Source organism: Bosea sp. Tri-49 (genome assembly GCF_003952665.1).
Lineage (GTDB): Bacteria > Pseudomonadota > Alphaproteobacteria > Rhizobiales > Beijerinckiaceae > Allobosea.
In genome coordinates this window covers 3,258,582-3,271,617 of the sequence record NZ_CP017946.1, presented here as the reverse complement: position 1 = coordinate 3,271,617, position 13,036 = coordinate 3,258,582, and the positions used below count along the sequence as shown (strand labels likewise).

Annotated in this window: 10 protein-coding genes; 3 read left to right on the top strand and 7 right to left on the bottom strand. The window is 66.6% G+C overall.

Annotation, left to right across the window (positions count from 1 at the left end; translation table 11 throughout):
* Positions 1-188 precede the first annotated feature (188 nt).
* On the bottom strand, positions 189-2,810 hold the full coding sequence (gene clpB / locus BLM15_RS15960) for an ATP-dependent chaperone ClpB (protein ID WP_126113678.1): 2,622 nt from the start codon (positions 2,808-2,810) through the stop codon (positions 189-191).
* Between the two features lie 145 nt (positions 2,811-2,955).
* Here clpB and BLM15_RS15955 point away from each other — a divergent pair, with 145 nt between their 5' ends.
* Together BLM15_RS15955 and BLM15_RS15950 are read left to right on the top strand one after the other, a co-directional pair.
* Positions 2,956-3,321, top strand: coding sequence for a DUF2293 domain-containing protein (locus BLM15_RS15955; RefSeq protein ID WP_335904802.1), 366 nt, complete (start codon positions 2,956-2,958; stop codon positions 3,319-3,321).
* A gap of 102 nt (positions 3,322-3,423) precedes the next feature.
* Positions 3,424-4,212 carry an MOSC domain-containing protein gene (locus BLM15_RS15950; protein ID WP_236846323.1) on the top strand — a complete coding sequence of 263 codons (789 nt, stop codon included), beginning with the start codon at positions 3,424-3,426 and terminating at the stop codon, positions 4,210-4,212.
* 56 nt (positions 4,213-4,268) lie between these two features.
* On the opposite strand, the gene BLM15_RS15945 is transcribed toward BLM15_RS15950, so the two are convergent.
* The 6 genes from BLM15_RS15945 to BLM15_RS15920 form a co-directional block, all read right to left on the bottom strand.
* Complete coding sequence (locus BLM15_RS15945; RefSeq protein ID WP_164547534.1) at positions 4,269-5,315, bottom strand: DUF4167 domain-containing protein; 1,047 nt, start codon at positions 5,313-5,315, stop codon at positions 4,269-4,271.
* A 392-nt stretch (positions 5,316-5,707) separates the two neighbouring features.
* Positions 5,708-6,526, bottom strand: a complete 819-nt coding sequence (gene prmC, locus BLM15_RS15940; RefSeq protein ID WP_126113676.1) for a peptide chain release factor N(5)-glutamine methyltransferase — start codon at positions 6,524-6,526, stop codon at positions 5,708-5,710.
* A gap of 94 nt (positions 6,527-6,620) precedes the next feature.
* Complete coding sequence (locus tag BLM15_RS15935; RefSeq protein WP_126113675.1) at positions 6,621-6,866, bottom strand: hypothetical protein; 246 nt, start codon at positions 6,864-6,866, stop codon at positions 6,621-6,623.
* 61 nt (positions 6,867-6,927) lie between these two features.
* Positions 6,928-8,013: a peptide chain release factor 1 gene (prfA, locus tag BLM15_RS15930; protein ID WP_126113674.1), complete on the bottom strand. Its 1,086-nt coding sequence runs from the start codon at positions 8,011-8,013 to the stop codon at positions 6,928-6,930.
* 57 nt (positions 8,014-8,070) lie between these two features.
* Positions 8,071-10,338 (bottom strand): phosphoenolpyruvate--protein phosphotransferase, encoded by a 2,268-nt coding sequence (ptsP, locus tag BLM15_RS15925; protein WP_206438525.1) that lies wholly within the window; start codon positions 10,336-10,338, stop codon positions 8,071-8,073.
* A 120-nt stretch (positions 10,339-10,458) separates the two neighbouring features.
* A complete protein-coding gene (locus BLM15_RS15920) occupies positions 10,459-12,015 on the bottom strand; it encodes an alpha,alpha-trehalose-phosphate synthase (UDP-forming) (RefSeq protein ID WP_126113673.1) in 1,557 nt (518 codons plus the stop codon).
* Between the two features lie 217 nt (positions 12,016-12,232).
* Here BLM15_RS15920 and otsB point away from each other — a divergent pair, with 217 nt between their 5' ends.
* Positions 12,233-13,030, top strand: coding sequence for a trehalose-phosphatase (otsB, locus tag BLM15_RS15915; protein ID WP_442859379.1), 798 nt, complete (start codon positions 12,233-12,235; stop codon positions 13,028-13,030).
* The last annotated feature ends 6 nt before the right edge of the window (positions 13,031-13,036 follow it).

The following is a 13,036-nucleotide window of genomic DNA, read 5'->3' as shown; positions in this document are numbered from 1 at the left end:
TGGACCAGTGCCGCGAGCGCTCGCGGCGTGGTCGGGTTCAGGCTAATGCTCTCCCTCCCGCACACCTCACCCCTGCCCCTCTCCTTACAGGAGAGGGGTTCCCCGCGCCGGTCCCGTTTGTCATCGCCTGCTAGAGAGTGAAAAGGGCGCCGCTTGCACGGCGCCCTTCATCTTGAAGCTAGAGACGCTCAGTTCAACGCGACGCCCGCAGGCCGGCTCTCGCTCGCGGCGGGAAACTCGCCAAGCATCAGCCCAGCAGGGCCGACCGTGAGCGGCACGCTCTCGCCGTCGCGGATCGCGCCCGAGAGCAGCAGTTCCGCCAGCGGGTCCTGCACCGACTTCTGGATCACGCGCTTCAGCGGGCGTGCGCCATAGGCCGGGTCGTAGCCCTTCTCGGCCAGCCAGTCGCGCGCCTCCTCCGAGAGATCGAGCGCGATCTTGCGGTCGACCAGGAGCTTGGCGAGCCGCGCCATCTGGATGTCGACGATCGCACCCATGTCCGAGCGCCGCAGGCGATGGAACAGGATGATGTCGTCGATCCGGTTCAGGAACTCCGGCCGGAAGGCATGGCGCACCACGCCCATCACCTCATCGCGCACCGCGTCGCTGTCCTGGCCCTCGGGCTGGTTCACCAGATACTCCGAACCGAGATTCGAGGTCATGATGATCAGCACGTTGCGGAAGTCGACCGTGCGGCCCTGGCCGTCGGTCAGGCGCCCGTCGTCGAGCACCTGCAGCAGGACGTTGAACACGTCCGGATGCGCCTTCTCGACCTCGTCGAACAGCACGACCTGATACGGCCGGCGCCGGACGGCCTCGGTCAGCGCCCCGCCTTCCTCATAGCCGACATAGCCAGGAGGGGCGCCGATCAGCCGGCTGACCGAGTGCTTCTCCATGTATTCCGACATGTCGAGCCGAACCATCGCGGTGTCGTCGTCGAACAGGAACGACGCCAGCGCCTTGGTCAGCTCGGTCTTGCCGACGCCGGTGGGGCCGAGGAACATGAACGAGCCGATCGGCCGGTTCGGGTCCTGCAAGCCGGCACGCGCCCGCCTGACCGCCTTGGAGACGGCTTCGACCGCTTCGGCCTGGCCGACGACACGATGGCTGAGGCTCTGCTCCATGTGCAGGAGCTTCTCCTTCTCGCCTTCCAGCATCCTGTCGACCGGCACGCCGGTCCAGCGGCTGACGACCTGCGCGACATGGTCCGGCGTCACGGCTTCCTCGACCATGCCGGGCGCATCGCCTCTCGCCTCGATCTCAGAGAGCTGCTTCTCGAGCTGCGGGATCTCGCCATAGGCAAGCTCACCGGCGCGCTGGTACTCGCCCTTGCGCTGCGCCTGGGCGAGCTCGTTGCGGGCGTTGTCGAGCTTGGTCTTGATCTCGGCCGCCTGACCGAGCTTGTCCTTCTCAGCCTTCCAGGTCGCAGTTATTACCGCCGAGCGCGCCTCGAGCTCGGCAAGCTCGGATTCGAGCCGCCTCAGCCGTTCCTTCGAGCCGGCATCGCTTTCCTTCTTCAGCGCCTCCTGCTCGATCTTCAGCCTGACGATCTCGCGGTCGATCGAATCCAGTTCCTCGGGCTTGGAATCGACTTGCATGCGCAGCCGCGCCGAAGTCTCGTCGACGAGGTCGATCGCCTTGTCCGGCAGGAAGCGGTCGGTGATGTAGCGGTTCGACAGCGTCGCGGCTGAGACCAGCGCCGAGTCGGTGATGCGCACGCGGTGATGCTGCTCGTACTTCTCTTTCAGGCCGCGCAGGATAGAAATCGTGTCCTCGACCGTCGGCTCGTCGACGAAGACGGGCTGGAAGCGCCGCGCCAGCGCCGCGTCCTTCTCGACATATTTGCGGTACTCGTCGAGCGTTGTCGCGCCGACGCAGTGCAGCTCGCCGCGAGAGAGGGCGGGCTTCAGCAGATTGGACGCATCCATCGCACCGTCGGTCTTGCCGGCGCCGACCAGCGTATGCATCTCGTCGATGAACAGGATGACACCGCCCGCCGCGGCCGAGACCTCGGAGAGCACGGCCTTCAGCCGCTCCTCGAACTCGCCGCGATACTTCGCGCCGGCGATCAGCGAGCCCATGTCGAGGGCGAGCAATTCCTTGTCCTTCAGGCTCTCGGGCACGTCGCCATTGACGATGCGCAGCGCAAGGCCCTCGGCGATGGCGGTCTTGCCGACGCCGGGCTCGCCGATCAGCACGGGATTGTTCTTGGTGCGCCGGCTCAGCACCTGGATGGTGCGGCGGATTTCCTCGTCGCGGCCGATCACGGGGTCGAGCTTGCCGTCGCGCGCCGCGGCGGTGAGATCGCGCGCGTACTTCTTCAGGGCGTCATAGCCCTGCTCGGCAGAGGCCGAGTCGGCGGTGCGCCCCTTGCGGATCGCCTCGATCGCGGCATTCAGCCCCTGCGGCGTGACGCCGGCCTTAGCCAGGATCTTGCCGGCCTCGTTGTCCTTCTCGATCGCTAGCGCGAGCAGCAGCCGCTCGACCGTGACGAACGAGTCGCCGGCCTTGTCGGCAGCCTTCTCGCCCGTGTCGAAGACCCGCGCCAGCGCAGGCGTCAGGTGCAGGCTATTGGCGCCCGCGCCGCTCACCTTGGGAAGCTTGGCGAGGGCCGCGTCGACCTGCTGCTTGGCCTGCCGCGACTGTCCGCCGGCCCGATCGATCAGGCCGGAAGCCATGCCTTCGCTATCGTCGAGCAGTGCTTTCAGCAGATGCTCGGGCGTGAACTGCTGATGGCCCTCGCGCATCGCAATCGTCTGCGCGGCCTGCAGGAAACCCTTCGCCCGATCCGTATATTTCTCGATGTTCATTCAGTTACCTCCGCCCGCCGGTCACGCCCCGAAGCGGCGGAGCCGGCTGCCTTTCAAAGGGATAGGGCCCCCTGATGGGCAGCCCTTCGCTCCAGAAGATAGTGTTGCTTTCGCGCAACGGAAGGGGGAGGGCGCTGCTTTCGCATTGACCTTAACCGTCGGTCTCGCCCAGCCTGCAGCCATGGTCGGCACCAAGCGACAACAGGCGATTCGCAAGGCGCTGCGGGCGCTTGCACCAGGCATTCCATTGCTCGATGCCGAGGCGGTTCTGGCGCTCGCCGGCCGGGCTCAGATGAAGTCGCTGCCGCCATCGACCGCGCTCTGGCTCGCGCTCGGCAGCCATGTCCGGCACAGCCATACCGACTACGATCATCTGCTCGCCGAGGGCTATGAGCGCGATGCAGCGCGCTTCTTCGTCGTCGACGCGATCGACGATGTGCTCACGAGCTGGGGCTGCCAGCGCTCGATTGCCGAGGAGGAAGCGGAAGAGGGCGCAGAGCAGCCGCATTGATCGGATCGATGCAATCCTTTCATCGACCGTGATGGCTGTGGTGGTGGCGTCGTGGTGATCGGCATGGCATTTTCCGCCGCCGCAATCGGAAGGGCAGAGCCTATGCGTGTCGCTTCGCTGTATCGCTACCCGGTCAAGGGATTGTCGCCCGAACGTCTGAGCCGGGCCGAGTTGCCGACCGATGGCTATTTCCCTGGCGACCGGCTTTTCGCCATCGAGAATGGCCCGTCCGGCTTCGATCCGGCCGAGCCGGTGCATCAGCCGAAGATCAAATACCTGATGCTGATGCGCAATGAATCGCTGGCGCGCCTGCACACCCGCTATGACGATGGCAGTGGCGACCTCGTCATCGGCCATGACGGTGCGGAGACAAGGATCGCGACCGGCGCGCCAGAGGGGCAGGAGCGGCTCGGCAGCTTCTTCAAGACCTTCATGCCGGATGAACTGCGCGGCGAGCCGCGCCTGCTCATGGCGCCGGAAGGCTACCGTTTCACCGATTCGCGCTCGGGCTTCGTCTCGATCATCAACCTCGCCAGCGTCGCCGATCTGGAAGGCCGGCTCGGCGTGCCGGTCGATCCGCTGCGCTTCCGCGGCAACGTCATGGTCGAGGATCTGCCGGCCTGGACCGAGCTCGATCTGGTGGGGCGCGAGCTCACTGCGCCGTCAGGCCTGCGGTTGTCGGTGATCAAGCGGATCGAGCGCTGCGCCGCCACCAATGTCGACCCGGTGACAGGGGCGCGCGACCTGCAGATCCCGAAGGCGCTGATGAAGGGATATGGCCATGTCGATTGCGGCATCTACTGCCGGATCATTGCCGGCGGCGTGCTGGCCGAGGGCGAGCGATTGACCCTGGTCGAGGCCAGCGAGCCGGTGGCGCTCGGCGTCGCCTGAAAAGAAAGAGGGCCCTTTCGGGCCCTCTCTGAACGATCATGATGTCCCTGGCGGGATCACTCGGCCGGGGGCTCGCCACCATCGCCGCCGAGCGCGTCCATCACCTCGCGCGGCGAACGACGCCGAGGTGCCCGGCGCTTGGGCTTCTCGCCAGCCTCAGGCGCGCCCTCCACTGCTTCCGCCGGAGCGGCTGCTGCCGGTGACGCGACGACGGGAGCCTCGGGCTCCTCCGCGATTGCGATCGGCACGCGGGTCGGCGTGGTCAGGAAGGCCGGAAGCGCCGCGGCGACATCCTGCTCCTCGTTGGTATTGCTGGCGCGGGTCTCGTCACGGTCACGGCGCGAAGGGCGCTCGCCACGCGGCGGGCGGTCCTGGCGCTCCGGCCGCTCGAAGCGACGCTGCTCAATCGGCGGCTGGACCGGCGCGATGTCCGGCTGCTCGGCACCGGGCTGAGCCTCGGGGCGCGGAGCGTAGGATCCGTTCTGGCCTTCGGGGCGATCGAAGCGACGCTCGCCGCGGTCCTGGCGGTCGCCGCGGTCCGGACGGTCGCCACGATCCTGGCGGTCGTTCCGGTCGAAGCGGCGCTGGCCGTTCCGGTCGAAATTGCGCTCAGGGCGGTTATTATTATTGGGACGGTCGAAGCGTTGGCCGTTGTTCTGGCCGCCTTCGCCGTCTTCGCCATCCTGGCGTTGGCCACCATGGCCGTTCACGCCATTGCCGTTGTGCTGGCGCTCGCCCTGCTGCTGGCCGCCCTGGAAGTTGACGTCTTCCTCGCCCTCTTCCTCGCCATCATCCGCATCTTCGACGAAGGCGCGGTTCGGCTGGAAGCTGTGGCCGAACTGCTGCGTCATCTGCTCCTGAGCAGCGAGCAGGATGCGATAATAGTGTTCGGCGTGCTGGAAATAGTTCTCAGCCGCAACCGGATCGCCGGAGGATTGCGCATCGCGAGCGAGCTGGAGATACTTCTCCGCCACATTCTGCGCCGTGCCCCTGACCTTGACGTCCGGGCCGTTCGACTCGTAGCTGCGCTGCAGCGGGTTGGGTGACTTACGATTGCCGTTGTTGCTGTTGTTATTGTTATTATTGTTGCTACGGCCGCGCATGCGCCGGTTCTGACCTGGTCTCATTCGCGTCTGTCTCGCGTTCCGTTCATTCAAAGCAACCTTGAGGTCGTCATGCGCGTCGTGACACGCGGCGGGTTGCGACGCCGTGCGTAGGAAGTTCGACCTGAAAGGGCTCTGCGCCGATATGGGTCTTCACGCGCTCTTTCCAATGGAGCCTTACCGGCTCCCTCTCCGAACGGCTGTCTCGCGCATTCGAAGTCTCGGTCTCGCTATGTCAGTAACGTCGATTCTCGCAGTGATCCGAGGGCTTGGTCTGCTCAGCAGGGCCCAGCCAAAGGTCATGTGCTGTCGACACTGTCTTCAAGACCATGCGTGCATAGCTGGTTTTGCGGCTTGTTCCAAGCAAATTCGCGCAGCTTGCTGTGCACGGTTCAAGGACTATGCCCGAACACGAGGGCACGAATATGGCCCCCGAGATCGCGGCGCGAATCGAGATGGCGCAGGCCGGCCTGCTCCATCAACGTGACGACATCTGCCTCCTGGCCGACGCCGATCTCCAGGATGGCATGGCCGCCGGGGTTCAGATGGCCCGGCAGCGCGGCGGCGAGCGCACGATAGGCAACAAGACCGTCGGGGCCTCCGTCGAGGGCGAGACGCGGATCGTGCTCGCGCACGTTCCTGTCGAGCTCGGCGATCTCGGCGCTGGCGATGTAGGGCGGATTCGACAGGATGAGGTCGAAGCGCTCCTCGACCCCGTCGGTCCAGTCGCCGTGGCGAAAGGCCACGCGTTCGGCAACGCCATTGCGGGCGGCATTGCCGGTCGCGGTTGTAACTGCATCGAGTGAAAGGTCGATTCCAAGCCCGGTCGCCTGAGGAAATTCGCGCAGTGTCGCGATCAGCAAGCAGCCTGTGCCGGTCCCAAGATCGAGCATCCGCAAGGGCTCGTGCCGGCGTTCGGCGAGATGGAGGAGGGCAGCCTCGATCAGGCTCTCGCTATCAGGCCGCGGCTCCAATGTTCCAGGCGAAAGCGCGAAGCTCAGGCCCCAGAATTCACGCGCACCGAGGATACGCCATAGCGGTTCGCCGGTGAGGCGCCGCGCGAGCGCATCGGCGAGCCGCGCGGCGGCGGCCCCATCAAGTTCGTCCCCGCCGCCGGCGAGATCCTCCATGAGGATACGAGCTTCGTAAGTGAAGTCTGCGATACCGCTGCGCTTCAGCGTCAACGCAATCGCTTTCCGGGCAGCAGACATGCTTTCGCCCGCTGCCGGATGAGCAACGGGCGGAGCGGTGTCGTGCAAGCGGCTCGTGCCGGTCAAAGCAATCCTTCGTACCGGCTCTGGCCGGTCAGTTGCCCTGCATCCCCTCTCGGATGCATTCCCTCATCTTGATCCGTAGTCCGGACTTGCTCTCCTTAGCGCCGCGATACTGACGCTGACAATCGCGCCGCGCCTGCGACTCTGTCTTGGCATTGTGGAGCGTGGCCGGCTGGCCGCTGAGGATCTTCTTCGCGGTCCGCTCCTGTGCGCCTGCGGATGCCGGCACGAAGGCGACGGCAGCGGCAAGGGCAATCGCACTGAACAGAACTTTCATCTCTCTATCCTCCCCATGAGAACGGTCTGTGCGTCCAGAACGCGCGAGAGGGACGAAGGTTTCACACGCTACCCTGCTCGGCAAGCAGCTCGGCCTGGCGCTGCGCCGTCAGTGCGTCGATGACCTCGTCGAGCACCAGGCCCTGCATCATCTCGTCGAGCTTGTAGAGCGTCAGGTTGATGCGGTGGTCGGTGATCCGCCCTTGAGGAAAATTGTAGGTGCGGATGCGCTCGGAACGGTCGCCGGAGCCGATCTGCGAGCGCCTGTCGGCCGAGCGTTCAGCATCGGCGCGGCTGCGCTCCATGTCATAGAGCTTGGCCCGCATCAGGTCGTAGGCGCGTGCCTTGTTCTTGTGCTGAGAGCGCTCGTCCTGAACCAACACGACGATGCCGGTCGGAATATGGGTGAGACGCACGGCCGACTCGGTCTTGTTGACGTGCTGGCCGCCTGCGCCCTGGGCCCGCATCGTGTCGATGCGCAGATCCTTCTCGTCGAGCGTGACGTCGACCTCGCCGGCGAGCGGCAGCATCGCGACGGTTGCGGCCGAGGTATGAATCCGCCCGCTCGCCTCGGTGTCGGGTACGCGCTGGACCCGGTGCACGCCCGATTCGTATTTCAGCTTTGCATAGACGCCCTTGCCGGCGATCTCGGCAACGACTTCCTTGAAGCCACCCATCGTACCCTCGCTCTCCGTGAGGATATCGACGCTCCAGCCCTTGCTTGCCGCGTAGCGCTGATACATGCGCAGCAGGTCGCCGGCGAAAAGCGAGGCCTCGTCGCCACCAGTGCCGGCCCGGATTTCGAGGATGACGCCGCGCTCGTCGGCCGCGTCCTTGGGGAGGAGCGCGATCAGGATCTCGCGGGCCCTCGCCTCGATCTCGGCTCTGGAGGCATCGCGCTCCTCATAGGCGAGGTCGCGCATCTCGGCGTCGGTCGCAGGATCGTCGATCAGCGCGAGCGCATCCTCCAGCCCTGCTCGAGCCTTGCGCCAGGCTGCGATCGCCGTGACGACCGGGTCGAGCTCGGCGAGCTCCTTCGACAGTTCGACGACGCGCGTCGCCTCGGTCGCATGGTTGATGGCATCGCTCGCCGCGGCATGGCGGGCGACGATCGAGTCGAGGCGGTCTTGCGGAAGCTGGAGCGACATGGTGCGAAAACAATCTGAACGGAACGGAGGCGTGCGCGGGCGACGACGAAAGCGCCGCTAGACCGGCACTTTCATCTCGGCGGCGAGGGCTGCAAGTAAGGGACGCAGGCTGGCGGCACCGTCGGAAGAGCCGAGCCAGGCGTCGAGGCGCTGGCGGGCCTTGCCGGCATCGAGCGCGCGCAGCATCGCCTTGACCGGGCCGACCGAGGCCGCCGACATCGAGAACGAGCGGTAGCCGAGCGCGATCAGCGCCAGCGTCTCGATCGGCTTGCCACCCATCTCGCCGCAGACCGTGACAGGGCAATCCGCTTTCCCGGCCTCGTCGACGATGCTGCGCAGCGCCCGCAGGCCGGCCGCGCTCAGGGGGTCGAAGCGGTCGGAGACGCGCTTGTTCTCGCGGTCGGCCGCGAACAGGAACTGCATCAGGTCGTTGGTGCCGATCGACAGGAAATCCGCTTCGCGCGCGATCTCCGGCAGCTCGAACAGCAGCGATGGCACCTCGACCATGACGCCGAGCTTTAGGCTCGTCGGGCCCTGGCGGCCATCGCGCTCGAGCATGGCGAGCTCGCGCCGCACCAGCAGGCGCGCCCGCAGGAACTCGTTCACCGTCGCGATCATCGGCAGCATGATCTTCATGTCGCAGCCGGCGCCGGCGCGGAGCAGCGCCCGGACCTGACCGCGCAGCAGCCGTGGCCGGTCGAGGCCGATGCGGATGGCGCGCCAGCCCAGCGCCGGGTTCTCCTCCTCGAGCCGCTCCATGTAGGGCAGCACCTTGTCGCCGCCGATGTCGAGCGTGCGGAAAGTCACCGGCCTGCCATTCGCGGTCTTGAGGACCGCGTCGTAGAGCGCCTGCTGCTCGGCCGTGGTCGGCATGTGCTGCGCGACCATGAACTGCAGCTCGGTACGGAAGAGGCCGACGCCCGAGGCGTTGGTCTCGTCGAGATTGGCCATGTCGACGAGGAGGCCGGCATTGATCTGCAGCTGGATCTCGACGCCGTCCTTGGTCACCGAAGCCTGCGTCTTGAGCTTGCGGTACTGCTCCTGCTTGCGGGCGCGCAGGCGCGCCTTGTCCTTGTAAGCGTTCTCGACGTCGGGCTGCGGCCGGATCTGGACCTCGCCGGCCTGGCCGTCGACGATGACGGCGTCGCCGGCCTGAATCAGCGCCGTCGCATTGGCGATCTCGCCGACGGCGGGGATGCCCAGCGCCCGCGCAACGATGGCGATATGGCTGGTCGGGCCGCCCTCCTCGAGCACGACGCCGCGCAGGTGCCGGCGATCATAGTCGAGCAGCGCTGCCGGCCCCATCGAGCGCGCGATCAGGATCGCGTTCTCGGGCAGGTCCTCACGGATGACGCCGTTGGACTTGCCGACCAGCGTGCGCAGCAGCCGGTTGGCGAGATCGTCGAGGTCGTGCAGCCGCTCGCGCAGATAAGGATCGGTCTGGCGCAGCATCTTGGCGCGGGTGTCCGACTGCACGCGCTCGACGGCGGCCTCGGCGGTGAGGCCGGTCATCACCACCTCGCGCATGCGCCGGAGCCAGCCCTGGTCGTGCGCGAACATGCGGAAGGTTTCGAGCACGTCGCGGTGCTCGCCGGTATGGGCGACGTCGCCGCGCTCGATCAGTTCGTCGATGGCGAGCCGCATCGTCGCGATCGCCGCTTCCAGCCGCTGCACCTCGCGGCCCGGATCCTCGGCGATCAGATTGGTGATCGCGACGCGCGGCTCGTGCAGCACGGCATGGCCGAGGCCGACGCCGTCGGCGAGCGTGGTGCCGATGCTGTGGATCGGCCGTTCGAGGCCGATGGTCGCGCCGGGCTTCGACAGCGCCTTGAGGCCGCCGGCGGCGATCATCTCGGCCATGATCATGGCCGTGGTCTGCAGCGATTCGACCTCGTCCTCGCTGTAGAGACGCGAGGCGCGGTTCTGCACGACGAGCACGCCCATCACCGCGCCGCCGCGCAGGATCGGCACGCCGAGGAAGGAGCGGTAGATTTCTTCGCCTGTCTCCGGCCGGTAGGAGAAGGCCGGGTGCGATTGTGCGTCCGAGAGCGCGAGCGGCTCGGCCTCGCTGGCGATCAGGCCGACCAGGCCCTCGCCGGCACGCATGGTGGTGAGGTGGACCGCCTCGCGATTAAGGCCTTCGGTGGCGTAGAGTTCGAGCGAGGAGTCTTCGCGCAGGACATAGACCGAGCAGACCTCGGCCACGAGGTTGCCGGCGATCACGACGACGAGGCGGTCGAGCCGCTCCTGCGGACTGACCCGCGCCGCCATCACCTCGCGGAGACGGCGCAGCAGTACGCCCGATCCCCCGAGTGCGCCTCGCATCAAAAAAGCCCTCCGCCCGCCTCCTCGGCCGCGTTGGCCGAATTACCCTCAGCAGACCTGACATCGCAACAGCTGAGTCGCAAGCGAAAGCCGGGTTCTGCCACCCCTAGCGAGCCGCTTCTATCCAGCAGAGGGAGCGTTGGGCAAGGCCTTCGCTTGCACCCAGGCGAACTTGCCAGGTGCCGGCCGGGAGGCGTGGGGGCGCGTATTGAGGCGTGTAGATTTTCCGTCGACGCCCGATTTGCGTGTGCTGCGCAGCGGTTTTGGCTGTCCCGGCGGCACGATGTCGCCGCTCGGGATATCGAGGCCGGAGAGTGCGGCGAGATAGCGCGATGTCCACCATTCGATGTCGGTCGAGGAGATCGTCGCGTAGAGTCGCTCGAAGCGGCGTACCCGCTCCGACTTCGGCATGGCGAGCGCGGTCCGAATCGCTTCGGCCACCTCGTGCGTGTCGAACGGGTTGACGATCAGCGCCTCGCCGAGTTGCTGTGCCGCACCGGCAAAGCGCGACAGGACCAATACGCCGGGATCGTCGGGATTCTGCGCGGCGATATATTCCTTGGCGACGAGGTTCATGCCATCGCGCATCGGCGTCACCAGCCCGACCTGCGCACGCCGGTAGAGGCCGGCGAGGGCGCTGCGCGAATAGGCCTTCTTCACCACGCGGATCGGCGTCCAGTCGAATTCGCCGAGCGCGGCGTTGAGCCGGCCCGCGACCTCGTCGGACATCCGGTCGAGCTCGGCATATTCAGGCACATCGGTGCGCGAGGGTGGCGCGATCTGCAGCAGGCCGACCTTGCTGCGGTGTTCCGGGTGGCTGCGCAGGAAGGTACCGAAGGCCTCCAGCCGCTGGACGATGCCCTTGGAGTAGTCGAGCCGGTCGACGCCGATCACCAGCTTGCGGTCGCCGAGCGGTGCGGTCGTGGCGCGGACCGGCTGCGTCACCGCACGCACGGAAGCCACGGATAGCTTGCGGAACCCCTCGACATCGATGCCGATCGGGAAGGCCTGCACCACGGCCTCACGCTGACCCGCCTTGACCCGATTGCCCTCGCGGCGCGCGCCACAGAGTGCCACCAGCCCGCCGATCAGGTTCGTCACGTCGTTCTGGGTCTGCATGCCGATCAGGTCATAGGCCGTCATCGTGCTGATCAGCGTGGACGAGAAGGGCAGGGCGCTGAAGACATCGGCCGGCGGCCAGGGAATATGGTGGAAATAGCCGATCCGGTTGGTGACGCCGCGCCGGCGCAGCTCGGCCGCGAGCGGGATCAGATGGTAATCATGGATCCAGATGATGTCGTCGGGCTTGAGCAGCGGGATCAGAAGCCTGGCGAAGCGGCGGTTGACGCCGAGATAGCCGGCATAGTCGGCGCGGCTGAACTCGGTCAGGCCGAGCCGATAATGCATCAATGGCCAGAGCGCCCGGTTGGCGAAGCCGAGATAATAGCTCTGGCGTTCGGCCTCGGTCAGGTCGGTGACGGCGTAGGTGACCTTGCCGTGTCGTATCGGCTCCACGTTGCTCGCCGGCTCCGCCTTGGTCGCTCCGCTCCAGCCGAACCAGAGGCCACCGTGCTCTTCAAGTGCGGAACGCAGGGCGACCGCCAATCCACCTGCCGCCACCTTTTCGCCTCGCTCGGGCATGGTGACGCGGTTGGACACGACGACAAGACGCATGATGCCTCACTTTTTTGCTGACGCTGCCGCGAGGGCGCGGGAACAGAACGCGCGGGCAGGCGTAATGTTTCGTGTGCACGCCGGCATCCCGGCTGGTTCGCGTCGCCGCCGTGACCGGATCATGGCGACCGTGCGCCAAACTGAACCTCGAATGTGGCGATGAGGGGACCATCTCCCGATTGTCGTCCTTTCGCCCGTTTCGCCTTCTAACCAGGCCGCCATGTCACAGATGCTGAGTCCCGAAATCGCCGAGCCTCCCGCAAAAGCCGCTGCCCGGACCGGCCAGATCGCGCTTTTCCTGGACTTCGACGGAACCCTGGTCGAGATCGCGCCCTCGCCTGAGGATGTCCGGATCGACCGGCGCCTGCCTGGAGCCCTGGACGCATTGCGCCAGCGGCTCGGCGGGGCGCTGGCATTGGTCTCCGGGCGCCCCGTGGGGCTGCTCGACGAGATGATGGCGCCCTATCGCTTCGACGCCGCCGGCCTGCACGGCGCCCAAATCCGTCTCGGCTCCGAGGACGCTCCGCTCGCTGCGTCGTCGGAGGCACTGCATACCGCGCTTCGTGCCATGGTCCGCTTCGCCAACGCCAATGTCGGCGTCATCATCGAGGACAAGCGCCAATCGATCGCGCTGCATTGGCGGCTTGCGCCTGCGCTCGCCGACGAGGCGCTGGCGTTGATGGAAAAGATCGCCGCCGAGATCGGCCCATCCATGCGCCTGCAGCGCGGCAAGGCGGTGGCCGAGCTGGTCCCGGCGAGCGCGAGCAAGGGCGGTGCCATCACCTGGCTGATGCAGCAGGACGCCTATGCCGGCCGCACGCCGGTCTTCATCGGTGACGACATCACCGACGAGGACGGCTTCGCCACGGTGAATGCCGCCGAAGGGCTGTCCATACGGATCGGCGGCGGAGAGACCTGTGCCCGCCATCGTCTGGCCTCGCCGACGGCGTTGCATCATGTTCTGCTGGCAGCCGCCGATGGTGGCGACCTCACGCTCGAAACCTTTCTCCAGAACTGACTTCAG